Origin of the sequence: Mesorhizobium sp. WSM4904, from assembly GCF_029674545.1 — a bacterium.
GTDB lineage: Bacteria > Pseudomonadota > Alphaproteobacteria > Rhizobiales > Rhizobiaceae > Mesorhizobium.
Genome location: NZ_CP121354.1, coordinates 4,789,347 through 4,816,082, shown reverse-complemented (window position 1 = coordinate 4,816,082; position 26,736 = coordinate 4,789,347). Strand labels below are relative to the sequence as shown.

Below are 26,736 nucleotides of genomic sequence, written 5' to 3'. Positions count from 1 at the left end.
ACCGCGCGTTGCCTCTCAACCATTCTGCGCGCATTCTGCGCGCGATGGCGACTAAGGTCTGGCGACCAAAGTCTGACAGGTCGTCGCATAGGTCCTGCGCAGTTTGGACCCCGCAGAGAAATATGAACTGTCCTTGGTGCAGTATGGTCACATTTTAGTTTAAGTTTATATTTTGTCATTAACTCTTCATCAAATTGCCCGTTGACGCGGTAGAGTTAATAATATCCTAATGTACGAGTAGCGTAAAAGGCCGCTCGACGGGCAACAACGAGTCGCGGCGCTACTGGGGTAGGGGAAATTGCGAACGCGGCCGTCTCGGCCGCTGTTGTCGTCACCATTGAGCCACCACCTGTCCGTGAATAGCCGCACCTGTGCGGACCGTTCGCGGCCGGGAGCGAGGGGTCGCGGCTTGGTGCACGGATCTTCCCGCCTCACGTAATTGGGCGCCGAACGTCAACCACGTTTCGGCATGGGGTTTGTCAGCCGTCTCGGACGGCCAAGGCGGATGCGTCGACATCTGCCGACAGGGGGTAAAAATGGCCACTCAGCAAGTCGCCGGCGCGGGCGGCACCACGACGTCGTTCTCCAACACGCCGCAGGCGCAGAATGACGTCTTCAATTACACCGAGGACACCGTTGTCATCGTATCCCCCAGCCAGTCCATCATCCTGCTGGACGTTCTGGCGAATGATTTGGGCGGGAATGCCAAGACCCTCTATTCGATTGACGACGGTCAGTCCGCATCGACATCTACGAAGCAATACGCACCGATCGACCTGACGACCCAGGACGTGCAGGCAAGCGGTATCTCCGCGTGGGAAAGCATCGCCGACGGGGTCTTGATCCGCATTAACAACGGCAAGGTCGAGATGGACCTTAGCGCCTATCTGACGGCGCACGGCTTCTCCAGCCTGCAGGCACTCGGCGAGAACGACCATATCAACGAGACCTTCACTTATGCGATCAAGCTCGGAAACGGAACGCTGAGCTGGGCAAGCGTCTCGGTCAACATTCAAGGCAGCAACGACGGTGCGACGATTACTGCGGCGCCTGTCGTGGACAACGCCGTGGTGGAGGCCGGTGGCGTCGCCAACGGTACGCCTGGCGACCCCAATGCCTCCGGGCAACTGATCGTTTCGGACGTTGATGCCGGCCAGAACCACTTCCAGGCGCCGGCGAACCTGAACGGCACCTACGGCACCTTCACCTTCGACGCGGCGACCGGGGCCTGGACCTATGCGCTCAACCAGGCGTTAGCCGACCCGCTGACACAGGGCCAGCATGTCACTGATACTTTGACCGTGACGTCGGCCGATGGGACGGCGAATTACAACATTGTCGTCAATATAATCGGCACCAACGATGCGGCGGTGCTGTCCTCGGCCTCGGTCGGCCTGACCGAGGGCGACACGGCTGCCGCCATCTCGACCAGCGGCCAGCTCACCATCTCCGACGTCGACAGCGATCCGCACTTCGTCGCGCAGGCCGGCACGGCCGGAAGCTACGGTTCGTTCTCGATCGACGCCGACGGCGCCTGGACCTACACGGCAAGCTCGGCGCATGACGAGTTCATCGCCGGCCAGCACTACACCGAGAGCTTCGATGTGGTGAGCGCCGACGGCACCCACACCTCGGTCGCCATCGACATCCTCGGCACCAACGATGCCGCAGTGCTGTCCTCGGCCTCGGTCGGGCTGACCGAAGCCGACACGGCTGCCGCCATCTCGACCTCGGGCCAGCTCACCATCTCCGACGTCGACAGCGATCCGCACTTCGTCGCCCAGGCCGGCACGGCCGGAAGCTACGGTTCGTTCTCGATCGATGCCGACGGCAACTGGTCCTACACGGCAAGCTCGGCGCATGACGAGTTCGTCGCCGGCCAGCACTACACCGAGAGCTTCGATGTGGTCAGCGCCGACGGCACCCACACCTCGGTCGCCATCGACATCCTCGGCACCAACGATGCCGCAGTGCTGTCCTCGGCCTCGGTCGGCCTGACCGAGGGCGACACGGCTGCCGCCATCTCGACCTCGGGCCAGCTCACCATCTCCGACGTCGACAGCGATCCGCACTTCGTCGCCCAGACCGACACCGCCGGCAGCTACGGCTCGTTCTCCATCGATGCCGACGGCAACTGGTCCTACACGGCAAGCTCGGCGCATGACGAGTTCATCGCCGGTCAGCACTACACCGAGAGCTTCGATGTGGTCAGCGCCGACGGCACCCACACCTCGGTCGCCATCGACATCCTCGGCACCAACGATGCCGCAGTGCTGTCCTCGGCCTCGGTCGGGCTGACCGAAGCCGACACGGCTGCCGCCATCTCGACCAGCGGCCAGCTCACCATCTCCGACGTCGACAGCGATCCGCACTTCGTCGCGCAGGCCGGCACCGCCGGCAGCTACGGCTCGTTCTCCGTCGATGCCGACGGCAACTGGTCCTACACGGCAAGCTCGGCGCATGACGAGTTCGCCGCCGGCCAGCACTACACCGACACCTTCGATGTGGTGAGCGCCGACGGCACCCACACCTCGGTCGCCATCGACATCCTCGGCACCAACGATGCCGCAGTGCTGTCCTCGGCCTCGGTCGGGCTGACCGAAGCCGACACGGCTGCCACCATCTCGACCAGCGGCCAGCTCACCATCTCCGACGTCGACAGCGATCCGCACTTCGTCGCGCAGGCCGGCACGGCCGGAAGCTACGGTTCGTTCTCGATCGACGCCGACGGCGCCTGGACCTACACGGCAAGCTCGGCGCATGACGAGTTCGTCGCCGGCCAGCACTACACCGACACCTTCGATGTGGTCAGCGCCGACGGCACCCACAGCTCGGTTGCCATCGACATCCTCGGCACCAACGATGCCGCAGTGCTGTCCTCGGCCTCGGTCGGGCTGACCGAAGCCGACACGGCTGCCGCCATCTCGACCAGCGGCCAGCTCACCATCTCCGACGTCGACAGCGATCCGCACTTCGTCGCGCAGGCCGGCACGGCCGGAAGCTACGGTTCGTTCTCGATCGACGCCGACGGCAACTGGTCCTACACGGCAAGCTCGGCGCATGACGAGTTCATCGCCAGTCAGCACTACACCGAGAGCTTCGATGTGGTCAGCGCCGACGGCACCCACACCTCGGTCGCCATCGACATCCTCGGCACCAACGATGCCGCAGTGCTGTCCTCGGCCTCGGTCGGGCTGACCGAAGCCGACACGGCTGCCGCCATCTCGACCTCGGGCCAGCTCACCATCTCCGACGTCGACAGCGATCCGCACTTCGTCGCCCAGGCCGGCACGGCCGGAAGCTACGGTTCGTTCTCGATCGATGCCGACGGCAACTGGTCCTACACGGCAAGCTCGGCGCATGACGAGTTCGTCGCCGGCCAGCACTACACCGAGAGCTTCGATGTGGTCAGCGCCGACGGCACCCACACCTCGGTCGCCATCGACATCCTCGGCACCAACGATGCCGCAGTGCTGTCCTCGGCCTCGGTCGGGCTGACCGAAGGCGACACGGCGGCGGCGATCTCGACCTCGGGCACGTTGACCATCTCCGACGTCGACAGCGATCCGCACTTCGTTGCGCAGGCCGGCACGGCCGGCAGCTACGGCACCTTCGCCATCGATGCGGCAGGCGCCTGGACCTATACGGCCTCCTCTGCCCATGACGAGTTCGTCGCCGGCCAGCACTACACCGACAGCTTCGACGTGGTCAGCGCCGACGGCACCCACACCTCGGTCGCCATCGATATCCTCGGCACCGATGATGGGCCGCCGCGCTTTGCGCCGACCGACATCCAACTCACGCCCAGCACCACGACGGACAATGTGAACTTCAGTTCCTTCCAGTTCACTGGCACGCTGGCCGCGACCGATCCGGATCCCGGCAGCTTTGTCTACAGCATCACCTCGCAATCGGATGCGGGGGTGTTCTCGATCAGCGGCAGCACGCTGAGTTCGGGAGATCTTTCGCCCAGCAAGGCGTACTCCATCACCGTGCAAGCGACGCAGGCCGGTGACCCAGTTGGGCCTGCCTACCAATACTCCGAGACGTTCCAGGTCATCACCGGCAGCAACGGCAATTCCTCGGATGGTCTCAACGGCGCCAATGGCGGAGATGACGTCCTCTACGGCAACGGCGGAGCGGACCAGATCTTCGGCTTGGCCGGCAACGACACGCTTTTTGGCCAAGGTGGCAATGACACGCTGAATGGCGGCGATGGCAATGACCGGCTCGTCGGCGGTGTGGGCGCCGACACACTCACCGGAGGCGCCGGCGCCGACACGTTCTACTACGGCCCGAACGTCTCGGATTCGGCACCGGGCGCAGGCAATTTCGACACCATCACCGACTTCGTGCATGGCGTCGACAAGATCGACCTATCGTCGATCGACGCCAACACGGTCAGCGGCGGCGATCAGGCTTTCCTGTTTGGCGGGCAGAATGCAGCCACCGTTGCGAACAGCATCACCTGGTCGGAAGTTGGCGGCAACACGATTGTCCATGTCGACGTCAACGGTAACGCGACAGCTGATTTCCAGATCACGCTGACCGGCACCGGCCTTGGCCTGACGGCAAGCGACTTCGTGCTGTGACGAAGAAGGAGATGAGCCCGCGGCTTCGCGGGCTCACTTCGTCTCCCGAAAGCCGACGATTCGAGGTTACGAATTAAGGTTTACAGCAGGTTTACTAGCGGATCGCGTGGCCGGTTGAGGGATCGGGAGTAGGATCGCTCCCGGGCAAGCAGTTTGGACAGGGGGCGGTTCTCCGCTGGGGATGTGAATTTCGACAAGAAATCCAAGATCGTGTTGGAAGCGCTTCGCGCCTGCCGCCGCTATTTCCTCTTCGCGGCGGTGTTCAGCCTGGCGATCAATCTGCTTTACCTGGCGTCCCCGCTCTACATGCTGCAGATCTACGACCGGGTGGTCACCAGCGGCAGCGAGACGACGCTGGTGATGCTGACACTGGTGCTGCTTGCGGCTTTCCTGACGCTCGCCGGTCTCGACCTGGTGCGCGCCGCGATCCTGACACGGGCCAGCGCGCGGCTCGACCGGTTGCTCTCGGCCAGGATCCTGGCGGCGTCGGTCGAGACGCCGTCGCAGGGCACTGCGCAAAGTCAGCCGATCCGCGATTTCGACACGTTCCGGCAGGTGATCACCGGCAGCGGCATCCATGCGCTGTTCGACCTGCCATGGTCGCCGATCTACATCGGCATCATCTTCCTCCTCCATCCCTGGCTCGGCTTCTTCGCGCTGGGCTCATCGCTGCTGTTGATCACCATGGCGGTGCTCAACGAATATATGGTGCGGGCGCCGCTGAAGCAGGCCAACGACCTTGCCACGGCCAACTACAATTTCACCGAGATGAGCCTGAGGAACGCGGAAGTCATCCGCGCCATGGGCATGATCGACGGCCTCGTCCGCCGCTGGGGGCGCGACCGTGGCCTTGCGCTCCGCCGGCAGGGGCAGGCCAGCGACCGCGCGGCGCTCATGTCGGGGCTGATCCGCTTCCTGCGCCTGACCATGCAATCGCTGATCCTCGGCCTCGGCGCCTATCTTGTCATCGAGCGGCAGATCACCGGCGGCTCGATGTTTGCTGCCAGCCTCTTGCTGGGCAGGGGATTGCAGCCGGTCGAGCAGATCGTCGGCCTGTGGCGCAGCCTGATCCTGGCGCGGGCAGCCCTTGGCAGGGTCGAGAAGCTGCTTGACGGCGGCGCTCAAAGCGAACGCTCGTTCAACCTGCCGCAGCCCACCGGCAAGGTCGCCGTGGAGCAGTTGAGTTTCGCCATCCCCAGCCTGCAGAAAGTGCTGCTGCGTGATGTGTCGTTCCGGCTCGACGCTGGCGAGGCGCTCGGCATCGTCGGCCCGTCCGGCGCCGGCAAGTCGACGCTGGCGCGTCACCTCGCCGGTATCATGCAGCCGAGCCGCGGTACCGTCAGGCTGGATGGCGCCGACATGACGCAATGGGGAAGGGAGGCGCTCGGCGATCATATCGGCTACCTGCCGCAGGACATCGAGCTGTTCTCGGACACCGTGGCCGCCAATATCGGCCGTTTCAAGACCGATGCCGACCGCGAGGTCATCGAGGCGGCGCGGCTCGCCGGCGTGCATGAGATGATCATCCGCCTGCCGCAAGGCTACGAGACGCAGATCGGCGAGGGCGGGGCGGTGCTGTCCGGCGGCTACCGGCAGCGCATCGCGCTTGCCCGCGCCGTGTTCGGCACGCCGAACCTGATCGTGCTCGACGAGCCGAGCTCCAACCTCGATGCCGACGGCGACCGCGCGCTCGCCGAGTGCGCGCTGGAGCTGAAGCGCCGCGGCAGCACGGTGATCATCGTCTCGCACCGGCCCTCGACCTTGGCCAATGTCGACAAGATCCTGCTTCTCAGGGACGGCGCGGTCGAAGCCTTCGGCATGAAGAACGAGATCGTCGCGCTGCTCAACCAGCGCGCGGCACCCATCACGGCGGCAACCCAATGACCGACATCGCCGCTACCTATCGCAGCCTCGCCGGCGCCGAAGACGCGGACGCCAACCCGGATTCGATCCGCGGGCCGGTCTGGGTCGGTTTGCTCATCATTTTCGCCTTCTTCGGCGTGTTCGGCGGCTGGGCGGCTATCGCGCCGCTCAATGGCGCGGTCCTTGCCGATGCGGTGGTCAAGGTCGAGGGCAACCGCAAGAGCGTCCAGCATTTCGACGGCGGCACGGTCAAGGAAATCCGGGTCAAGGACGGCGACATCGTCAAGGCAGGCGATGTTCTGGTGATGCTCGACGACACCCGCGCCCGGTCCGAATTCAACCTCTATTCCCAGCAATATGCGCTGCTGCGCGCCACCGATGCCCGCATCCGCGCGGAGCTCGACGGTCATGAGGACGTCGCCTTTCCGAAGGATATCACCGCCGAGCATCAGGCCTATCTGCAGGATGCGATGGCCAACCAGATTGCCGACCTCGAGAGCCAGCGCGCCTCGATGGCCGGCGCCAGGCAGATCCTTGAGAAGCGGATAGCCGAACTCGACGAGCAGATCGACGGCAAGCAGGCGCGCGTCGAATCTTTTCGCGCGCAGCTCAAGTCGACGATCGACGAGAAGGCAGGTCTCAACAAGCTCCTGAAAGCCGGGCTGACGACGAAGCCCCGTATCCTGGAGCTCGACCGCTCCGCCTCCGACCTGCAAGGCCTGATCGATCAGGCTCTGGGCGAGATCGCGGGAAACCGCCAGAGCAAGGCCGAGCTCGAAAGCCAGATTGCGCAGCTCGCCAACGAGCGCCGCGCAAAACTCTCGGCCATGCTGATCGACACCCAGTCGAACCTCGCCGACCTGGTGCCGAAGATGTTCGCCGCGCAGGCCACGGTCGACCGCGCCGAGGTGCGTGCGCCCTATGACGGCCAGGTGATGGGCCTCAGCGTCTTCTCGACCGGCGCGATCGTCGCTCCCGGCCAGACCATTCTCGACATCGTGCCGACCCGCAATTCGCTCATCGTCCAGGCGCAGGTCAGGGTCGAGGATATATCCAGCCTGCGCGCCGACATGACGGCCGAGGTGCGCTTCACCTCTTACAAGCAGCGCACGACGCCGGTCATCCATGGCCGCGTCACCCGCATCTCGGCCGACCGTGTCACCGATGCCAAGACCGGCTTTCCCTACTATGTCGCCGACATTGCGGTGGATCAGCAGGAACTCGCCGCCGCTCCGCAGATCCAGCTCTATCCCGGCATGCCGGCGCAGGTCATGATCGTGACCGAGGAACGCACCGCGCTGGACTACATTCTGGGACCGCTGACGACATCGCTGCATTCGGCGTTCCGGCAGAAATAGCGCCCGGACTGAAGGCCTCGAGTCAGCTCCTCGGCCCTGTGGGCCTGTACTCCAGCGCCACCACGCCGTTGCTGAACGGCGCGGCCGAGACCAGCTCCAGCGCAAGCGGCTTGTCGGACGGGAACAGCGCCTTGCCCTGGCCGACGGCACCCGGATAGGCGAGCAGCCGGAGGCGGTCGACGAGGCCGTGGCCGAGCAGCTGCCTTGCGATGCTGAGACTCCCATGCACATAGATGTTGCCGCCGCTGCCTTGCTTCAGTTTGGCGACAGCGTCCGGCAGGGGTCCTTCGAGCAGTTCCGCCGGCTGCCATTCGAGCGCCTTCAGGCTCGTCGAGGCGACATATTTCGGCAGTGCGTTGAAGCGATCGGCGAAATCTCCGGTTTCGGAAGGCCATGAGCCGGCAAAGATCTCGTAGGTCGTGCGGCCGAGAAGCATGGCGCCGCTGTCGGCAAGCTCGTCCTCCTTGAACGCTTGCATCTCGTCGTTCCAGGTCACGCCCGGCAGCTTTTCGACCTCGGCGATGCCGTCGACGCTGATGAACTCGGTGACGATGAGTTTTCTCATGGTGCTCTCCACTGGTCAGGGTCGCACCATAGGACGCGCAGGCCGGCGCGTTTCCGACAAACAAAAAGCCCGCCGGGTGGCGGGCTTTCGCATTTGGCTGGAGGGCCTTGCTTAGTTGAACTTGTACTTGGCGCCGAGGCGCACCGTCTGGATCCGAGGAGTATCCTCGAGGAAGCCGCCGGAACCGAAATCTTCCTTCTCGTACTGGGAATAGCGATATTCGAGGCCGACCGTCATGTTGTTGGAAACGGCCGTTTCCAGACCACCGCCGACCGAGAAGCCGCTGGAGCCCCAATCATAGATGTCGGCGCTGGCGCCGCCTGCGGAGGCATGCAGCTTGAAGTGCTGCCAGCTATAGCCGCCGATGACATAGGCCAAAGTCGATTCGTTGACCTTGGCGCCGACACGCGCCAGCGCATCGAAGCCATAATCGGCATCGCCCTTGATCGAGACCCCGGCAATGTCGAGCTTGGAGCGGATGCCCGAATACCGGGCATCGAACTGCAGGCCCGCCACCCAGGCGCCGAAGTCCTGGTCGTAGCCGACGCTTGCCTCGCCAAACACGCCTTCGCCGCCAATGCCGTCCAATTCCGCGGCTCCGGCCAGCGACAGGTCGTGCACCTGGGTGCCCGCGCCGAGCGCGCCGCCGGCATAGAAGCCCGTCCAGTTGTAGCTCGGAGCGGCAAACGAAGCGCCGCCGCCGTTCTGGGCGCCGAAGCGATAGTTGGCGCCGATATGGAAGGTGTGCGTGGACGGCTCGATGTTCAGCGCGGCGCCGCCGCCCAGATCGAGCACCGACTTGTCGCCGTAATCGGCATAGCGGTACTCGGTCTTCAGCGTCCAGTTGCCGCTCAGCACGGTTTCCATGCCGACGCCGAGCACATAGCCGCCGCGGTTCTGGGTGAAGTCGAATCCACCGCCGCCGAGGTCGCCGTCGAGCTTGAAATGCTGCCAGCTGTAGCCGCCGAGCACATAGCCGAGCGTGTTCGGGTTGAGCAGATAGCCGGCACGCACGCCGACATCGAAGCCGTAAACGTTCTGGAGGTCGGCGCTGGCAAGGCCCGATGCGCTGAGCGAAGGCCCGATATTGCCGTAGGTCGCATCGATGAAGCCGCCGAGCAGGACGCGCTCGCTGACCATATGGTCGTAGCCGGCGGTCAGCTCGCCGAACACGCCATTGCCGCCGATGCCGTTGAAGCTCAGGCCCGGGACGCTGAGCTGGTGCACGGTGGCACCGGTGCCGACGCCGAAGCCGACATAGAGGCCGCTCCAGTTGAAGCCCGGCGCCGCCTGCTCCTGCACGACATCGGCCGCCTGAGCGGCGGACATCAAAGCGACCGCCGAAACGGCAGACAAAAAGATAGATTTCGCTGAAAAGCGCGTAAGCATTAGCCCAAACCCCGTTTAAGAACCCGGCGCGTTTCTAGCAGGGGTTGTCGAAATGAGTGGTGGCAGAAATGCCACACCGGTGGGCAAACTGGCGTAAAAACAGGCAGATCCGGGCGATGCACCCAGAAATGGTCAGGTCGGCCTGCCGATCGGTCGCCGCCTCCGTCCGCAACCGCCCCGTCATCTAGAAGCCGCAGCGCATTTGCTGGAAGGGTAGCTCCCGTCGCCGCTGGTACATCCGCAGTCGGCGACGGGTGCTGGAACGGCCGGGTGAAGCATGTTCGCCGGCCCGTGCGGGTTGCCCCGTGCTGGTGAATCTACAACCGCATCGGTGGTCGCTCAATTAAGGCTATGTGCTGGTGGCCTCATCCGTTCAGGGGCTAACGCATGTCTCCCGAAAGTGGGAACCGGTTCGGGAGACATGCGTAAAATCAAAAACCTAAAGCGCATGGAGCGAATCTGAAAGATCGCGACGCGCTTTAGACCGGCCCTTGCCGGAGACCCGCCGGTTACGCTGCGTTTAGCTCCGCCATGTAACAATGCGGGCTCCGGAGGGCGGCAGGGCGATGCTGGACAACTACGAGGTGGACCGGTTTGGCGTGATCCACCAGATCGACTTCACGCCGATCAAGTACGACAAGAAGTACATTTCCTATTACGAGGACCTGAGCGACCGCACCATCAAGCTCGGCTATCAGTGGCTTGGCTGGGTGCTGGGCATCGCCGGCGAGATTCCTCGTTCCGTGCTGGAGATCGGATACGGCACCGGCACCTTCATCGAAGCCGCCAGGATAACCGGCGTCGCCGACTGCGCCGGCTACGACATCGCCGAGTTTCCGCTGCCCGCAGGCGTCCGCTTTGTCGATTGGGAGGAGGCACTCGCAGGCTCGTGGGACCTCGTCGCCATGTTCGATGTGCTCGAGCACATCCCGGATCTCGGTTTCCTGGCTCGCCTCAAGACCCGGCACCTCGCCGTCGCCGTCCCTTATTGCCGCTGGCGCGAGCTCGGCGCCGACGGCGACGCCTGGTTCCGCACCTGGCGCATGCGCCTCCCCAACGAACACCTGCACCACTTCGACCGCGACTCGCTGGTGGCGCTGCTCGCGCACAACGGATTCGAGTGCGTGACGCTGAACTCATTCGAGGACGGGATCAGGCTGCGGCCAGGGGAGGCGGGGCCGAATATTTTGTCGGGGTTTTTCAGGAGGCGGTAGGTCAGCCGGCTGGGGGAAAGCTTCTGCTAGCAGCTAGACTAAGCTCCGAATATCGGGCTGTATCGGCTCGGACGTACTTCCAAGCAACGCATCGCGGAAGATCATGGCATTTGGGGTTTTCATTCACCGCTGGGATTCGCGATACAACGACCGTCCTGAAGAGCAATATCAGTTTCCTAGCACGTATCTGCGTCGTGTCGAAGCGTGCGTCGGCGACTCGATCATTTACTACGAACCCAGCAAGGTGAAGGACGCACGTGGCTATTACGCGATGGCCAAGGTTCAACAAGTGGTTCCCGATCCTGTGACGCCGGACATGTACCTCGCTCTCATTGAGCCTGGTACATACCTGCCTTTCGTTAATCCCGTCCCATTCAACGGACCCCATGGTCTGGTTGAGCAAGCCTTGCTCAATGAGGAGGGAAAGATTTCGGGCCGCGCCCAATCCGCTGTCCGTCCGCTTAGTCCAGCCGACTTCAACCGCATCCTCGACCTGGCCTTCGATGCGAATGAGGTGGTGCTACCGCGCGTTGACGAAAACGGCTTTCAGGAAGAGCAGGCACCATTCGAGTTCGAGCAGGCCCGCGACCGTGTGAGTTATTTCGGATCGCGAATTGTGCGGGACCGCATCTTCCGCCGCATCGTCTTGCGAGCCTATGACGAGCGATGCGCGATCACGGGGCTGAAGTTGATCAACGGCGGCGGCCGAGCCGAGGTTTCGGCCGCGCATATTCGACCGGTTGAAGCGAACGGACCCGATATCATCAACAATGGGATCGCGCTTTCCGGTACAGCGCATTGGATGTTCGATCGCGGATTGATCAGCCTGTCCGACGATCTGGAAATCCTGGTCTCACGGCAGGTCAACGACCTCGACAGCGTTCAGGGGTTCATAAACAGATCGCGCTGCGCGCTTCCGCCTCGCCGACCGTCCGAACGCCCGCATCCCCGGTTCTTGCAATGGCATCGGGAGCATTGTTTTAAGCAGTAAGGTGGCCAGCTGAATTCGGTTGATGCTCGCCGTTCCGACTCATTCGTTCACGAGCACTAACTACTCGTCTCCGCTACCATCACTCTCATCGCCTTGGCGGTTAGGCATAAACAGGCGGCCCATGCGTCTGCGTCCCGGCTGAAGAGAATCGTAGTTCCACCTTATAGCACTCAGATTGGAAACGCGGAATTCGACTTAAACAACGCGGCAACCAGGCTTTCTTCTATCGTATTCCTTGTACGATATGTTAATTTGAGCACTATCAGTTTGACGAGATCCGATGGACTTACGGCAGGACCCAGGCGAGTGCGCACAGAGGCTAAGTCTATACCGTCCCTGAAAAATAAGCTGATTCATATGAATCAGGAAATAGACGCACTATATGAACGATATCAGGGATATGATATATTCACCCCTCTCGACAATCTTGAGAAGATGACCATAATCTTAGAGGACCGTAGATACTTTAATCATTATGGAATTGACTGTCGATCAATAGTTCGTGAAGTATGGAAGGCCGCAACTTTTTGTCAACATGGGGGAGCTTCGACCATCGAGATGCAATTCATTCGCACGGTAAATAGTCGGCGAGAGCTTACAATGTACCGCAAGTTTCGAGAAGGTCTTCTGGCGCTGCTGGCCAATTTTCATTTCAATAAAATAGCTCTGCTTCGGTCCTATCTGGATATTGCTTTCTTCGGCAGCGGACTAATTGGTCGACACCGCGCGTCAGAGGTCATGTACGACAAGGCGGTCTACGAACTCTCGCCCAAGGAGGCCGCCGTCCTGGCTTCCATGTTGGTGTATCCCAAGCCGCTCCACGAAAATCCAGTTTGGAGGGCAAAGGTAGAAAGAAGATCTAATTATGCTATCCGTCTGCTACCTCAATTTGAAAAGAGATTTGAGCAGATAAAAATGTGTTAGCTGACTCCTATTTTTTATGGATATTTTAGGTTCGTCGTCGATAATATTTAGAGTGTCTGATGTAATCTTCAGCATATCTGCCATAATTTCCCTGGCAGTCAAATTTACTAATGATAAATCTTCCCTGATTCCGTTTGTAATTAGTGCTTGCTCGTGGCCGCTCTTCGCTATCGTTAGCCTTTTTTGTCTTAGCTTTCGATCAATTTCAGCAAAGGCCGGAAGAAAGTACCGCTCGAACCTAACAGAGGATTGAAAATCGAAGCGGACTCTAATTAATATTACGAGGCCAGAAATCTTTTCGTTCCATTCTTCGACTACTTTTCGGTAACGTTCACGCTCTGCTGCAACGTTGTCTTTGTCATTTTCAATGAGGGTATCTAGATAAAGACGAGATGCGAATATGCGCTTGTCGACAAGGGAGAAAGCTTCGCGAGTGACGCTGACCTGCGCCTCATACTTGTCAGTGCCGCGCTTGAGGCTTTGTTGGAACACCCATCCGCGCCTTTGCCACGCAAAGGCTATCGCTCCTCCAATCACGGCTCCGAGGAGCCAGTTGATGGCCTGCTGAAGTGTGATTAATCCCATACTAGAGTTGTCCGACAATGGTGGTAGGTGACAGGATATATGCAAACGCTGGACACGAAAATGTCTGCGGGGGCAGAAACCAAAGCGATGACATTCCATGCTTTGGGGAGCTGAACCTGACCAGCCAAGCATGAGCAGGTATCGCCGTGGATTCTATGAACATAGCAGGGTACTACAAGAGGGTGGGCTCGGCAGACCGATCCGAGCTATGGATTGAGGCGTCGGGCGAGACGCCAACCCGTTATCATGTCAGCGGTTTGGCGTATTGGGGTGAAAAGCGGGCCAGCGGGCCTAACATCGGCACATTGGACTTTGATGCGGATTTGGATGGCAACCGCATTCTCCACTCAGAATCTTACGACGTTGACCATCTCATAACGCTCACGTTTGACGGCGACGTCATTGAGGTGTCAGAGCGCAATGCCGTTGGCGTATACGGGGTCAAGGTAACGTTCGCCGGCAAATATGAGAGAGTCATTTCGCGTTGATCGTTGGCGCTTGAACCGGACGTCCGCTCTCGATTTGCCCTGGCGCAAGGCAATCGTTGAGGAACAAGCGCCGCCTGCTCTTCATCCCCCTTGCCAACCCCGCCCCCTTCCCCTAGTCTGCCGTCTGAGAAAACCTTTTCCCAAATCGCCGTCACGTGCTGACCTCACCCGTCATCACCGCGCAGGGCGGTAAGAGAAAACCTTTTCTCAGCTAAGGGAATTCGCCGCGCCCATGCCTTCCGACGCCGAGCCAGCGCCAGTTTCCGCCAAGACCCCGGTTACCCTTCGCGAGGTGGCGGCGGCGGCCGGCGTCAGCGTGGCGACGGCCTCGAAGGCGCTGAACGGGCAGGGGCGGATGACGGCGGAGACGCGCGAGCGCATCCGCGAGACGGCCAGGCATCTCGGCTTCCGGCCGAACAGCCTGGCGCAGAGTCTCTTGCGCAAGCGCAGTTTCACCGTCGGCCTGCTCACCAACGATACCTATGGCCGCTTCTCGCTGCCGCTGATGGCCGGCGTTTCGGATGCGCTGGTCGACAATGGCGTCTCGGTGTTCCTGTGCAATGTCGAGGACGACACGCGGCTCGGCCAGCTGCATGTCGAGGCCATGCTCGACAAGCGCGTCGACGGCATCATCGCCACGGGAAAACGCATCGACCGCCATCTGCCTGTCGACCTCTCCAACCTGCGCGTGCCGGTGGTCTACGCCTTCACCCAGCCCGATCCCGGCGCGGTCGGCCTCGTCTCCGACGATGCCGGCGGCGCGCGGCTGGCGGTCGAGCACTTTTTGCGGCTCGGGCGCCGCCGCATCGCCCATGTCAGCGGCCCGGCCAGCTTCGCGGTGGTGCACGCACGGGCCGAGGCTTACCGGGACGTGCTCGAGGAGCACGGCCTGCCCACAGCCGAGCCGCTGCTGGGCGCCTGGTCGGAAGGCTGGGGGCATGAGGCGGTCGCAAAACTCTTCGCCAAGGTGGGCAGGGAAGGCTGGCCGGACGCCGTCTTCTGCGGCAACGATCAGATCGCCCGCGGCGTCATCGACGCGCTGCGCGAACGCGGCATCGGCGTGCCCGAGGATGTCGGCGTCATCGGCTTCGACAATTGGGAGATCGTGGCCGAGGCGACGCGCCCGCCGCTCACCTCGGTCGACATGAACCTTTCGACGCTCGGCCGCGAGGCCGGGCTCGCCTTGCTTTCGCTCGTGGGCGGCCAGCCGGCCGCGCCGGGCATCAGGAAACTGCCGTGCCGGCTGGTGGTGCGTCAGTCATGCGGCCGTCCGCCGGGCGGCTGAGGCATCGAACGAAACGGCCGTCGCGCAACGGCCAAACCGGGAGGAGAACCATGAGGAGGAGAATGATGAAAACCTTGATTGCCAGGCTGGCCTTGGCCGCGGCCGTGATCGGCGGCGGCCTGCAGGCGGCGTCCGCCGAGACCGCCAACATCTGGGTGCGCGCCGACGGCTCGAACTTCATGCCGCGCATCGTCGATGCCTTCAACAAGGCGCATAAGGACCAGATCAAGCTCGACATCATTCCGAATGCCGAGATCATCCCGAAATACGGCGCCGCCGCCGCCGGCGGCACCGCGCCCGACGCGCTGTCGCTCGACCTGATCTACACGCCGTCCTTCGCCGCCGCCGGCCAGCTCGAGGACATCACCGACTGGGCGAAATCCTTGCCCTATTTTTCCAGTCTCTCGCCGGCGCATGTGAAGACCGGCACCTACAAGGGCCGCGTCTACGGCCTGCCGTTCTCGGCCGATTCCTCGGTGCTGATCTGGAACAAGAAGCTGTTCAAGCAGGCGGGGCTCGATCCGGAAAAAGGGCCGAAGACCTGGGCCGAGATCGAGGCCGACGCCGAGAAGGTCAACGCGCTCGGCGGCGACATCAAGGGCTTCTACTTCTCCGGCAATTGCGGCGGCTGCAACATCTTCACCTTCACACCGCTGATCTGGGCCTCGGGCGGCGACATCCTCTCCGAGGACGGCTCCAAGGCGACGCTGGACAGCCCGCAGCTGCGCGGCGCGATCGACCTCTACCGCTCGATGGTGAAGAAGGGGCTGGTGCCCGAAGGCGCGCAGACCGACACCGGCGCCAACTTCTTCGCCGCCTTCGCCGGCGGCAAGATCGGCATCTCGCCGTCCGGCGCCTTCGCCATCGGCGCGCTGAACACGCAATACCCCGATATCGACTACGGCATCACTTTCCTGCCCGGCAAGGACGGCGGCTGGTCGTCCTTTGCCGGCGGCGACAATTTCGTCGTCACCAAGGGCACCAAGAAGATCGCCGTGGTGAAGGAGTTCCTGGACTTCGCCTACTCGCTGGAAGGCCAGACCATCCTCGCCAAATACGGCAGCCTGCCGGTGCGCGGCGACATCGCCAAGGACGCGCTGAAGGACCTCGATCCGCGCTACCAGGTGGCTGCAGAGGCTATGGCCAAGGGCCGCACGCCCTACACGGTGGTGTTCAACGACCTGATCAACTCCGCCAACGGCCCGTGGACGCAGATGGTCAACGAGGTGTTCTTCGGCGACGATGTCGACGGCGCGATTTCAAACGCGCAAGAGACGATGCAGTCGATCATCGACCAGGCGCCGAACAAGTAACACCAGGGCCAGCCGGCGGCGAGGATCGCGCAACGCCTCGCCGCCAAGGCTCTGACCGGCCGCCCGCCCCGTCTCCCTGGCCGGGCGGCCGCCCCTACCTCCCCTTGAGGGGAGGTCGGACCGAAGGTCCGGGTGGGGTCGTCTCGGCAGTGCTCGACGTTCATTGTCGTCGGCGCGCGTCGCCGGCGACCCCACCCCGGCCTTCGGCCGGACCCTCCCCTCGAGGGGGACGCAGCGCTAACAGCAGGACTATCGCGTTGAGACAATTCACTCTCATCAGCATCGTCAATTTGAGGGCGCCGCGAGGTTCGCGCCCCCTTCTCCCCTTGTGGGAGAAGGTGGATCGGCGCGCAGCGCCGAGACGGATGAGGGGTGTTCCAGGGAACACCGACGTCTCACTCCGCTGGAACACCCCTCAAGCCCGCCCGGACACGAGCCTTCGTCAGCCGCCGGCAATGGGTAGGCCTGCTCTACGTCCTGCCGGCCGTCGCCTTCGTCACCGTCTTCTTCGTCATCCCGCTCGGCATGACGGCGTGGATGTCGCTCAACAACTGGCCGCTGATGGGCGAGCATGCCCTTGTCGGCCTCGACAATTATTTCGCCATCCTGCGCGACACCCGTTTCTGGAACGCGCTCAAATTCACCTTCTACTATACGGTGATCGTCACCATCGCGATCTTCGCCGTCGCCTTCCCGCTGGCGATCTTCATCGAGCGCCCGCGGCCGCTCACCAATCTCTACCGCACCGCCTTCTTCATGCCGGCGGTGGTGGGCTTTGCCTCGGCGAGCCTGCTCTGGTCGTGGCTCTTGAACGTCGATTCCGGCCTGTTCAGCCCGGCCGCCTTCGAGCTTGGCCTGACCGATAGGAAGGTCAATCTGCTCGCCACCTTCCAGCCGGCCTTCTGGTCGATCATCGCCATGGTGGTGTGGAAGGTCGCCGGCTTCACCATGATCATCCTGATGACCGGCCTGCAGTCGATCCCGCAGGATTTGCAGGAAGCCGCCGTCATCGATGGCGCCGGCCCGTTTGCCCGCTTCCGGGCGATCACCTTGCCGCTGATGCGCCGCACTTTGGCGCTGGCGCTGATCCTGTCGGTGGCGGGCTCGATCCTCGCCTTCGACCAGTTCTACATCATCCTGCGCGGCGGCCCGCGCAACCAGACGCTGACGGCGGTGTACTGGATCTTCAACCAGTCCTTCGTTTCGTTCAAACTGGGTTACGGCGCGGCACTTTCCATGGTGCTGCTGGTCATCCTGGTGGCGCTCAGCCTCATCCAGCTCTGGCTGCTGCGCAAGCCCGAGGGGCTCGACTGATGGCCGAGGCGATGTCGCAAAACCGGAAAGTCGCCTTCAGCCTTGCCAGGCATTCCACCGGCATGATCGCCTCGGTGCTGTTCCTGGCGCCGATCGTGTGGACGGTGCTTTCGACCTTCAAGCCGGCGCAGGAGGCGCGCCAGCCGCCGCTGCCGCCCTGGCCCACCACCGGCTTCTCGGTCGAGAACTATCAGACGCTGAACACCTTCGGCGACGGGCTCTGGGCCTCGGCGCAGAACAGCATCTACGTCTCAGCGATGACGGTGCTGCTCTCGGTGCTGGTCAGCGTGCTTGCCGGCTACGGCTTCTCGCGCTTCCGCTTTCCGTTCCGGGATTTCTTCTTCGTCCTCATCCTGTCGACGATCATGATCCCGTTCCAGTCGATCCTGACGCCGATCTTCCTGGTCCTGACCAGGCTCGGCCTGCACAACACGCTGACGGGGCTGGTCTGCGTCTACGTCACGCTGCAGCTTCCCTTCTCGATCTTCATGATGCGCAACGCCTTCGACGCCGTGCCGCGCGAGATCGAGGAGGCCGCGCGCATGGACGGCGCCAACAACGTCACCATGCTGGTCAAGGTGATGCTGCCGCTGGTCTGGCCGGGCGTCGTCACCATCGCGCTCTTCGCCTTCCTCGGCGCCTGGAACGAGTTCCTGGCGGCATTGGTGCTGATGACCGACCAGTCGAAATTCACCCTGCCGGTGATGATGACCGCGCTCCAGTCCGGCCGCTTCGGCGCCATCGACTGGGGCGCGGTGCAGGCGGGCGTCACCGTGATGATGGTGCCCTGCCTGATCCTGTTCCTGGCGCTGCAGCGCTTCTACATCCGCGGCCTGATGGCCGGGGCCGTCAAATAATTCGAATGGAGTGAAGTTCATGACCGCATCGCAGCCCGCCGCCGCAACCGACACCGCCAGGCCGAAGCTCGCCTTCCGCCCGTTGCCGGTGCCGCAGGTCGATGTCCGCGGCTTCTGGGGCGACCGTGTCGATGCGGTGGCTGGCAAGACCGCCGGCATCCTCTACGACCGCTGCGTCGAGGCGCGCATGCTGGAACAGATCGATCCGGACCGGCCGTCGCCGGGCGTCGTCATTCCCTTCCATTCGCCGTCGCCGGACGAGGCCGATGAACAGGGCGCCGAGTTCACCGGCTCGACGGTGACGACGCAGATGTTCTGGGATTCCGACTGGGGCAAGACCATCGAGACCGCCGCCTATTCGCTCTACCGGCGCCGCAATCCGGAGCTGGAGAAGAAGATCGATGCCGTCATCGACATGTACGCAAAATTGCAGCAGGAGGACGGCTATCTGTCGAGCTGGTACCAGCGCATCCAGCCCGGCCTGCGCTGGACGAACCTGCGCGACTGCCACGAGCTCTACTGTGCCGGCCATCTGATCGAGGGCGCGGTCGCCTACTTTCAGTCGACCGGAAAGCGCAAGCTGCTCGACATCATGTGCCGCTACGCCGACCACATCGCCTCGATGTTCGGCCCGGAGCCCGGCAAAAAGAAAGGCTATTGCGGCCATGAGGAGATCGAGCTGGCGCTGGTCAAGCTCGCGCGCGTGACGGGCGAGAAGAAATACATGGATCTCGCCAAGTATTTCATCGACCAGCGCGGCCAGCAGCCGCATTATTTCGACGAGGAGGCGCGCGCCCGCGGCGCCGACCCGAAGGCCTATCATTTCAAGACTTACGAGTACAATCAGTCGCACAAGCCGGTGCGCGAGCAAGACAAGGTCGTCGGCCACGCGGTCCGGGCGATGTACCTCTTCTCGGGCATGGCCGACATCGCCACCGAATATGGCGACGACAGCCTGCGCGCGGCGCTCGACCGGCTGTGGGACGATCTGACGACCAAGAGCCTCTACGTCACCGGCGGCATCGGCCCGTCGGCGCACAATGAAGGCTTCACCAGCGACTACGACCTGCCCAACGAGACCGCCTATGCCGAGACCTGCGCTTCCGTCGGCCTGGTGTTCTGGGCGAGCCGCATGCTCGGTATGGGGCCGAACGCCCGCTACGCCGACATGATGGAGCGCGCGCTTTACAACGGCTCGATCTCGGGCCTGTCGCTCGACGGCTCGCTGTTCTTCTACGAGAACCCGCTGGAGAGCCGGGGCGGGCATCATCGCTGGAAGTGGCACCGCTGCCCCTGCTGCCCGCCCAATATCGGCCGCATGGTGGCTTCCATCGGCAGCTATTTCTACGGCCTCGCCGACGACGCGCTGGCGGTGCACCTCTATGGCGACTCGACCGCCCGCTTCGAGATCGCCGGCCGGCCGGTCAGCCTCGTCCAGACCAGCAACTATCCCTGGGACGGCGCGGTCGCGATCGACGTCGAGGCGGAGACGCCGATTGCGTTCACGCTTCACCTGCGCATACCCGCCTGGTGCCGCAACGCGGCGCTCAAGGTGAACGGCAAGATGGTCGATCTCGCTGCCGCGACCAGCGACGGCTATGCCGCGATCCGCCGCCAATGGCAAAAGGGCGACCGGGTCGAGCTCGACCTCGAAATGTCGATGGCCCGCCTCTTCGCCAACCCGGAAGTGCGCCAGGACATCGGCCGCGTGGCGCTTGCGCGCGGCCCGCTGATCTACTGCGTCGAGGAGACCGACAATGGCGGCGGACTGCACCGCATCGCACTACCGCGCGAGGCCAGGCTCGAGGCGCATCCCGAGCCGAACCTGCTCGGCGGCATCGTCACCCTCTCGGCCATCGGCAGCCGGGCCGAAACGGAGGACTGGGGCAGCGACCTCTATCGCTCCGAGCCGCCGGCGACGGAGCAAACGACGCTCAAGGCCGTTCCCTATTTCGCCTGGGACAACCGCGACCCCGGCGAGATGCTGGTGTGGCTGAGGGAGGGATGAGCGACCTGAGGCTTGATTGCCACGTGGTTCCCCCAATCCGTCGCTGCTTCGCAGCGCCACCTTTCCCCCCTCCGGAGGGAAAGGAAGGGAGCGCTGCTGGACAAGCACTGACGGCAAAAAGCCTGGCGCCCTTCTCTACCCCGTCGATCGGGGGAGAGGTGGCTCGGCGAAGCCGAGACGGAGTGGGGGTCGACCAGCGCTACATTAGCCTAGAGGTGGGGCGCGAAGGATCGCTGCTTCGACCGTTATCCTCCCTGCCGGCCTCTCACACCACCTCTACCGCCGCCGTGAACCCATAGCCGGCGCCGCGTTCGGTGACGATGAGCTTCGGCTCGCTCGGGTTGGCCTCGAGCTTGCGGCGCAGCCGCAGGATCTGCACGTCGATGCTGCGGTCGAACACTTCTTCGTCGTGCATTCTGCTCGCCGCAAGAAGCTGCTCGCGGCTCAGGATCTGTCGTGGCGATCTCAGCAACGCCACCAACAGGTTGAACTCGCCCGCGGTCAGCGGCGTCGCTTGGCCGTCCGGCGATTTGAGGCTTCTGCTGCGCTGGTCGAGCTCCCAGCCGGCAAAGCGGTAGCGCGTGTGCCTTTTGCGCTGCGGACGCCGCTGCGCCGCGCCCGCCCGCCTCAGCACGGCGCGCACGCGCGCCAAAAGCTCCCGGAGGCTGAAGGGCTTGGTTATGTAGTCGTCGGCGCCGAGCTCCAGGCCGACGATGCGGTCCGTCTCCTCGCGCCTGTGGCCGGTGATGATGATGATGGGCGCCTCCGGCGGGCTGCCCAGCCGCCGCATGATGTCGAACCCGTCCTCGTCCGCAAGCCGCATGTCGAGGATCATCAGGTCCACCGTGCGTTCGTTGAAGACGCGGGCCATGGCCCGGCCGTCGGCGACGGCGCTGACCCTGAAGTTCTCGCCCTCGAGGTAGTTGGCAAGCATGGCGCGCATATCGGGGTCGTCGTCGACGACGAGGATATGCTTTCCCGCCGACCCCGACTTCATCCTGCCTTCCGCCTGTTCTTCGAGGCGCGTGTTCCGTTCGGCTGGCATGTCGCACCGTCCGCAAACATGGAACCCATGGCCTGGCCGTTGCTTTTATAGAGCATCATTAAACATCGATTTTCGGCGATTTATTGGTAAGCGCCGATGAACTACTTGGCCGGCCGAAAGGCTCACACGATGGCGCATGAGCAGACTGGTAAGGTTCTGGCGGGGCTTTTTGTTCCGTTTTGCCTGACAATCGCCCCTTTTGCACTGGTTGAGGTCGGCCGGCCTGCTCCCGAGACGGCCGAGCCGATCGCTCCGCTGGCGGAGGCCCGCGCTGCCGACCCGGCCAGGGTCGCGCTCGGCGAAAGCCTGTTCAACGACCCCCGGCTCTCGCATGGCGACCTGTTCGCTTGCAGTTCCTGTCACCGGCTCGATCGCGGTGGCGACGACGGCCAGGTTCGCTCCGTGGCGGCGGATGGCGGGCGGCTCGATTTCAACGCGCCGACGGTCTTCAACGCCACGCTCGATTTCCGGCTGAATTGGCGCGGCAATTTCCACTCCTTCGAGGAGCAGAACGAGGCAGCCTTGCTCGACAAGAGATTGATGAATACGAGCTGGGAGGAACTGCTGGCGAAGCTGCGCGCCGATCCGGACTATTCCGGACGGTTCGCGAAGCTCTACGGCGCCGCGCCCGGACGGACGGGCGTGCTCGACGCGCTCGCCGTCTTTCAGCGCTCGCTGATCACGCCCGATGCCCGTTTCGACCGCTATCTCAAGGGCGAGCGCGGCGCCATCTCTGGCGACGAGGAGCAGGGCTACCGGCTGTTCAAGGCCTATGGCTGCATCGCCTGCCACCAGGGCGTCAACATAGGCGGTAACCTGTTTCAGAAGTTCGGCATCTTCCAGGATCCCTTCGCCGGCCAGAAAACCGTCACCACGGCCGATCTCGGCCGCTTCGCCGTCACCGGCATCGAAGCCGACCGCCACGTGTTTCGCGTTCCGAGCCTGCGCAATGTCGCGGTGACGGCTCCGTACTTTCATGACGGCCGCACCGCCTCCCTTGGCGAAGCGGTGAGGATCATGGCGCGCAACCAGCTTGGCCGGGAACTCGATCAGCATGACGCCGATCTCATCGTCGAATTCCTCGGCACGTTGACCGGCCGCTATCGCGGCCGCCTATTGACCAGCGCAGCCGAGCATCCGCAGCCATGAAATCGCTCTCCATCCTGGCGCCGGTCGTCGCCTGCCTGCTCATTGTGCTTACCTATCTTCTCGTGCAGGGCGCCGCACCCGATGCCGCGCGCCACGAGCGCACCCTCGACGCCCTCAGGACCGTCATTCTCTATAACGCCGCCCTCCAGCGCGATGTGCTGAGGGCGCGGACGGGCCTGCTGCGCGACTACGACCCGCTCGTCCGCTCGATCGGCAGGCTGGACGAGGCGACGCTGGCCCTGCCGGTCGCCCGTGACGTCGCCAGCGGCGAGGCGCGGGCGGACATCGACCGTCGCGTAGCAGGGGTCGTCGCCGCGGTGCGCGACGAGGAGACGACTGTCGAGGCGTTCAAGTCGGCCAATGCGCTGCTGCAGAATTCCCTGAACTATTTCAACTACATGAGCGGCCGGCTTGCGTCCGAGGGCGGCCTTCGCGCGGTGGAGATCGGAGCCCTGACCATCGCCATGTCGCGGTTCATCGGCGATCCCCAGCCGGAAGAGGCCAAGGCCGTCACCGCCGCGCTCGATCGGCTGGAAAGCCCGTCGCTCGACACTGCGCGAGCGGGCGATGTCCGGTCGCTCGGTTCGCATGGCCGGCTTATCGTTTCGAGGCTCCCCGAGGTCGACGATCTCGTCTCGCGCCTACAAGCCGCGCCGACAGGCGAGCGGGCCCGCGAACTCCAGGACGCCTATCTCGCGGCGCATGGGCGCCTGGCGGCGAGGGCGGCGCTGTTCCAGGCGATGCTCTACGTCGCCGCGCTGGTCCTCGTCGGCTACGTGGCCTATCTGCTCGCGCGCCTGCGCCGCAACGCGCAGATCCTGCGCGAGCGGCTGCAATTCGAGGGCCTGATCGCATCGATCTCGTCCCAGTTCATCAACCTGCCGCGCGATCGCATCCGCTCCGATATCGCCGAGGGTCTTGCCCGTCTGGTGGCACAGTCCGGGCTCGACGGTGCGCAGATCGTCGTCACCCGCGCGGGCGACGCCGGCCCGGCCGGCGGCTATGCCCATCGCCGCGAGGGCGTGGACATGCCGGGTCGTCCGGCGAAGGACATGATCGAGCTCGCTTCGCGCTGGTCGCTCGCGGACAACGAGCAGCAGGGCTGCATCTCGGTCCCTCGTGTCGGCGAGCTGCCGGATGGCCCTGAGAAGGCGCGCCTTCAGAACTGGCGGCTTCGATCCTGGCTGTGCATACCGCTATGGCACACCGGCGAGCGGCTGGGCTTCCTGGCTCTCGATGCCGTGACGCATGAGAAGCATTGGGCGGACGACGACATCGCCCTCCTGCGCACCGCCGCGGAGATTTTCGCCAATGCCATCGCACGCGAGCGGAGCGAACGCGAACGCGAGGCGCTGCAGGCCAGGCTCAACCAGTCGCAGCGGCTGGAAGCGATCGGAACGCTGGCCGGCGGCATAGCGCACGAGTTCAACAACATTCTCGGCGCGATCCTCGGCTATGGCGAGATGGCGCTGGCGGTGCTGCTCAAGGAGTCCCGCGCGCGGCGCTATGTCCAGCAGATCATGAAAGCAGGCGAGCGGGCGCAGGACGTCACCGAGCAGATCCTTGCCTTTGGCCGCCGCCGCGAGCGGCGGCATCACGCGCTCAGGGCGCAGCCCGTGGTTGCGGAGGCCGTCGACCTGTTGCGCGCCTCGTTTCCCGCCACGCTTTCAGTGGAGACGCATCTTGCCGCCGCCGACGCCGTGATGATGGGCGACCCGACCGAGCTTCAGCAGGTGGTCATGAATCTCGGCGCAAACGCCGGGCACGCGATGAACAATCGCGGCGTCATGCGGGTCTATCTCGACACGACGGCCCCTGTGGAGGCCAGCATGCTGTCGCATGGCAATCTGCCGCCCGGCCGCTACATCCGCCTCGCCGTCAGCGACGGCGGCAGCGGCATGGATCAGGCGACGCTCGAGCGCATCTTCGAACCGTTCTTCACCACCAAGCCGGCGGGGCAGGGCACGGGGCTCGGCCTGTCGACGGCGCACGGCATCGTCGCGGCTCACGGGGGCGCGGTGGATGTGCGGAGCAAGGTCGGCGAAGGCACGACATTCGAAATCTATTTTCCGCGGATCGAGCGCGCCGCCGAGGACGTGGAGGAGGACGGGGCCGCCGACGTTCCGATACGGTACGGCAGCGGCGAGACGATCCTTGTCGTCGACGACGACACGCCGCTCATGCAGCTTGCCGAAGAGATGCTGGCCGCGCTCGGCTATGAGCCGGTCGGATTTGACCGGACCCCCGCTGCCCTCAGCGCATTCCGCACGGATCCGGAGCGCTTCGACCTTGTGCTGACCGACGAGGTGATGCCCGACATGACCGGCATCGAGCTCTCCGGCCAATTGCATCGGATTCGGCCGGAATTGCCGGTCGTGCTGATGACCGGTTACGGCCGGTCGCCGAGATCGCGCCAGCTGACGGCGGCCGGCATAAGCGAAGTCATCAAGAAGCCGCTGCTGTCGGCCGCGGTCGCGCAATGCCTGGCCCGTCATCTGCACTGACGCCGATGCTGGCCGGCCGATGACTCCGTTACCATTGTAACCAAATTCTCGCCTCCTGAAATCAGCCCGTAGCAGGCTTCCGCGACAGTCCTGCGGCGACCTGGGCCGCGATCCGAAATCTTATGGCCCGAAAAGATCGCGGCTGATCAATCGGATGGAGCCTCATCCTAGTTCAATGGATCAGGCTCCGGAGCCAGGAGGATTGTCATGGACACACGCATCACCGAGGCGACGAAAGCGATGGCGGGGGCGAAGGACGCCACGGAGCTCTCGCCCGAAGGCATCTTGCAGCTGGGTCTCGGCTTCTGGGCCTCGAAGACGTTGCTGAGCGCCGCCGAGCTAGGCCTGTTCACCGAGCTGGCCGCCGGCCCGCTCGACGGGGAGACGCTGCGACAGCGTCTTGGATTGCATGAGCGCGGCGCGCGCGATTTCTTCGATGCGCTGGTCACGCTGCGCATGCTGGAGCGCGACGGCGGCGTCTACCGCAACACCGCGGCGACCGAGCGCTACCTCGACCGCAACAAGTCGACCTATGTCGGCGGCATGCTCGCCGGGGCAGGGCGGCGGCTCTACGCGAACTGGGGCTTGCTCACCGAAGCGCTCAGGACCGGCAAGCCGCAAAACGGCACCGCAGACGGCGAGGATCTCTTCGAGATGCTGTTTTCGGACCCGGAGAAGGTGGAGATGTTCGCCAAGGCGATGAGCGGCGGCAGCCTGCAGGCTGCGGAAGCGCTCGCCCGCCGGTTTCCCTGGGCGAACTACGACACCTTCATCGACATCGGTACGGCCGAAGGCAGGCTTCCGGTCGAGGTCGGCCGCCTCCATTCGCATCTCAGCGGTGGCGGCTTCGACCTGCCGCCGATGCGGCCGGTGTTCGAGGCCTATGTCGAGCGGCATGCGCTGGCGGACAGGCTGAGCTTCTATTCCGGCGACTTCCTCGCCGGGCCGCTGCCTTCCGCCGAGGTGCTGGTGATGGGGCACATCCTCCACGACTGGAACCTGGAGGTGAAGCGCGAGCTGCTTGCCAAGGCTTGGTCGGCGCTGCCCAAAGGGCGGCGCGCTCGTCGTCTACGACCAGATCATCGATGACGAGCGGCGGGAGAATGCCGCGGGGCTGCTGATGAGCCTCAACATGCTGGTCAATACCAATGGCGGCTTCGACTACACCCGGGCCGAGGGCATCGGCTGGGTCAAGGAAGCCGGTTTTGCCGAGGTCCGTTGCGAACATCTCGCCGGCCCCACCTCGATCATCGTCGGGATCAAATGACCAGTGTCCGCCGGCCCGGTCGACG

General features: G+C 63.7%; 20 protein-coding genes. 16 read left to right on the top strand and 4 right to left on the bottom strand.

What is annotated here, in order from left to right; genetic code table 11:
- Positions 1-536 precede the first annotated feature (536 nt).
- From QAZ47_RS23130 to QAZ47_RS23120, 3 genes are all read left to right on the top strand, one after another.
- Positions 537-4,592: a VCBS domain-containing protein gene (locus tag QAZ47_RS23130; protein ID WP_278230858.1), complete on the top strand. Its 4,056-nt coding sequence runs from the start codon at positions 537-539 to the stop codon at positions 4,590-4,592.
- A gap of 210 nt (positions 4,593-4,802) precedes the next feature.
- Complete coding sequence (locus tag QAZ47_RS23125) at positions 4,803-6,476, top strand: type I secretion system permease/ATPase (RefSeq protein WP_278230857.1); 1,674 nt, start codon at positions 4,803-4,805, stop codon at positions 6,474-6,476.
- Positions 6,473-7,813 carry an HlyD family type I secretion periplasmic adaptor subunit gene (locus QAZ47_RS23120; protein WP_278230856.1) on the top strand — a complete coding sequence of 447 codons (1,341 nt, stop codon included), beginning with the start codon at positions 6,473-6,475 and terminating at the stop codon, positions 7,811-7,813. The genes QAZ47_RS23125 and QAZ47_RS23120 overlap by 4 nt, the downstream gene beginning before the upstream one ends.
- Positions 7,814-7,835: 22 nt before the next feature.
- On the opposite strand, the gene QAZ47_RS23115 is transcribed toward QAZ47_RS23120, so the two are convergent.
- Both QAZ47_RS23115 and QAZ47_RS23110 read right to left on the bottom strand, forming a co-directional pair.
- Positions 7,836-8,378, bottom strand: coding sequence for a dihydrofolate reductase family protein (locus tag QAZ47_RS23115; RefSeq protein ID WP_278230855.1), 543 nt, complete (start codon positions 8,376-8,378; stop codon positions 7,836-7,838).
- A gap of 111 nt (positions 8,379-8,489) precedes the next feature.
- Positions 8,490-9,767 carry an outer membrane beta-barrel protein gene (locus QAZ47_RS23110; protein ID WP_278230854.1) on the bottom strand — a complete coding sequence of 426 codons (1,278 nt, stop codon included), beginning with the start codon at positions 9,765-9,767 and terminating at the stop codon, positions 8,490-8,492.
- 566 nt (positions 9,768-10,333) lie between these two features.
- Between QAZ47_RS23110 and QAZ47_RS23105 the strand changes: the two genes are divergently transcribed.
- From QAZ47_RS23105 to QAZ47_RS23095, 3 genes are all read left to right on the top strand, one after another.
- On the top strand, positions 10,334-10,981 hold the full coding sequence (locus QAZ47_RS23105; RefSeq protein ID WP_278230853.1) for a class I SAM-dependent methyltransferase: 648 nt from the start codon (positions 10,334-10,336) through the stop codon (positions 10,979-10,981).
- A 103-nt stretch (positions 10,982-11,084) separates the two neighbouring features.
- A complete protein-coding gene (locus tag QAZ47_RS23100; protein WP_278230852.1) occupies positions 11,085-11,972 on the top strand; it encodes an HNH endonuclease in 888 nt (295 codons plus the stop codon).
- A 357-nt stretch (positions 11,973-12,329) separates the two neighbouring features.
- The gene (locus tag QAZ47_RS23095; protein ID WP_347567207.1) at positions 12,330-12,896 is read left to right on the top strand and encodes a biosynthetic peptidoglycan transglycosylase; all 567 of its coding nucleotides are present in this window, start codon (positions 12,330-12,332) and stop codon (positions 12,894-12,896) included.
- Here QAZ47_RS23095 and QAZ47_RS23090 read toward each other — a convergent pair.
- On the bottom strand, positions 12,852-13,481 hold the full coding sequence (locus QAZ47_RS23090; protein ID WP_278230851.1) for a hypothetical protein: 630 nt from the start codon (positions 13,479-13,481) through the stop codon (positions 12,852-12,854). The genes QAZ47_RS23095 and QAZ47_RS23090 overlap by 45 nt on opposite strands.
- 146 nt (positions 13,482-13,627) lie before the next feature.
- On the opposite strand from QAZ47_RS23090, the gene QAZ47_RS23085 reads away from it, so the two are divergent.
- The 6 genes from QAZ47_RS23085 (at position 13,628) to QAZ47_RS23060 (ending at position 20,746) form a co-directional block, all read left to right on the top strand.
- The gene (locus QAZ47_RS23085) at positions 13,628-13,969 is read left to right on the top strand and encodes a hypothetical protein (protein ID WP_278230850.1); all 342 of its coding nucleotides are present in this window, start codon (positions 13,628-13,630) and stop codon (positions 13,967-13,969) included.
- A 232-nt stretch (positions 13,970-14,201) separates the two neighbouring features.
- Entirely contained in the window at positions 14,202-15,254 is a 1,053-nt protein-coding gene (locus tag QAZ47_RS23080; protein ID WP_278230849.1) for a LacI family DNA-binding transcriptional regulator, read from the top strand.
- A gap of 65 nt (positions 15,255-15,319) precedes the next feature.
- On the top strand, positions 15,320-16,567 hold the full coding sequence (locus QAZ47_RS23075; RefSeq protein ID WP_278230848.1) for a sugar ABC transporter substrate-binding protein: 1,248 nt from the start codon (positions 15,320-15,322) through the stop codon (positions 16,565-16,567).
- A 372-nt stretch (positions 16,568-16,939) separates the two neighbouring features.
- Positions 16,940-17,881 (top strand): sugar ABC transporter permease, encoded by a 942-nt coding sequence (locus tag QAZ47_RS23070; protein ID WP_278230847.1) that lies wholly within the window; start codon positions 16,940-16,942, stop codon positions 17,879-17,881.
- Positions 17,881-18,738: a carbohydrate ABC transporter permease gene (locus QAZ47_RS23065; RefSeq protein WP_278203051.1), complete on the top strand. Its 858-nt coding sequence runs from the start codon at positions 17,881-17,883 to the stop codon at positions 18,736-18,738. The genes QAZ47_RS23070 and QAZ47_RS23065 overlap by 1 nt, the downstream gene beginning before the upstream one ends.
- Positions 18,739-18,757: 19 nt before the next feature.
- On the top strand, positions 18,758-20,746 hold the full coding sequence (locus QAZ47_RS23060; protein WP_278230846.1) for a glycoside hydrolase family 127 protein: 1,989 nt from the start codon (positions 18,758-18,760) through the stop codon (positions 20,744-20,746).
- A gap of 265 nt (positions 20,747-21,011) precedes the next feature.
- On the opposite strand, the gene QAZ47_RS23055 is transcribed toward QAZ47_RS23060, so the two are convergent.
- Positions 21,012-21,791, bottom strand: a complete 780-nt coding sequence (locus tag QAZ47_RS23055; RefSeq protein WP_278230845.1) for a response regulator — start codon at positions 21,789-21,791, stop codon at positions 21,012-21,014.
- A gap of 96 nt (positions 21,792-21,887) precedes the next feature.
- Here QAZ47_RS23055 and QAZ47_RS23050 point away from each other — a divergent pair, with 96 nt between their 5' ends.
- The 4 genes from QAZ47_RS23050 to QAZ47_RS32135 all read left to right on the top strand — a co-directional run bounded on the left by QAZ47_RS23050 (position 21,888) and on the right by QAZ47_RS32135 (position 26,711).
- Entirely contained in the window at positions 21,888-22,940 is a 1,053-nt protein-coding gene (locus QAZ47_RS23050; RefSeq protein WP_278230844.1) for a cytochrome c peroxidase, read from the top strand.
- Positions 22,937-25,444: a two-component system VirA-like sensor kinase gene (locus QAZ47_RS23045; protein ID WP_278230843.1), complete on the top strand. Its 2,508-nt coding sequence runs from the start codon at positions 22,937-22,939 to the stop codon at positions 25,442-25,444. The genes QAZ47_RS23050 and QAZ47_RS23045 overlap by 4 nt, the downstream gene beginning before the upstream one ends.
- 207 nt (positions 25,445-25,651) lie before the next feature.
- Positions 25,652-26,533: a methyltransferase gene (locus QAZ47_RS23040; protein ID WP_347567157.1), complete on the top strand. Its 882-nt coding sequence runs from the start codon at positions 25,652-25,654 to the stop codon at positions 26,531-26,533.
- On the top strand, positions 26,466-26,711 hold the full coding sequence (locus tag QAZ47_RS32135; RefSeq protein WP_347567156.1) for a hypothetical protein: 246 nt from the start codon (positions 26,466-26,468) through the stop codon (positions 26,709-26,711). The genes QAZ47_RS23040 and QAZ47_RS32135 overlap by 68 nt, the downstream gene beginning before the upstream one ends.
- Positions 26,712-26,736 lie beyond the last annotated feature (25 nt).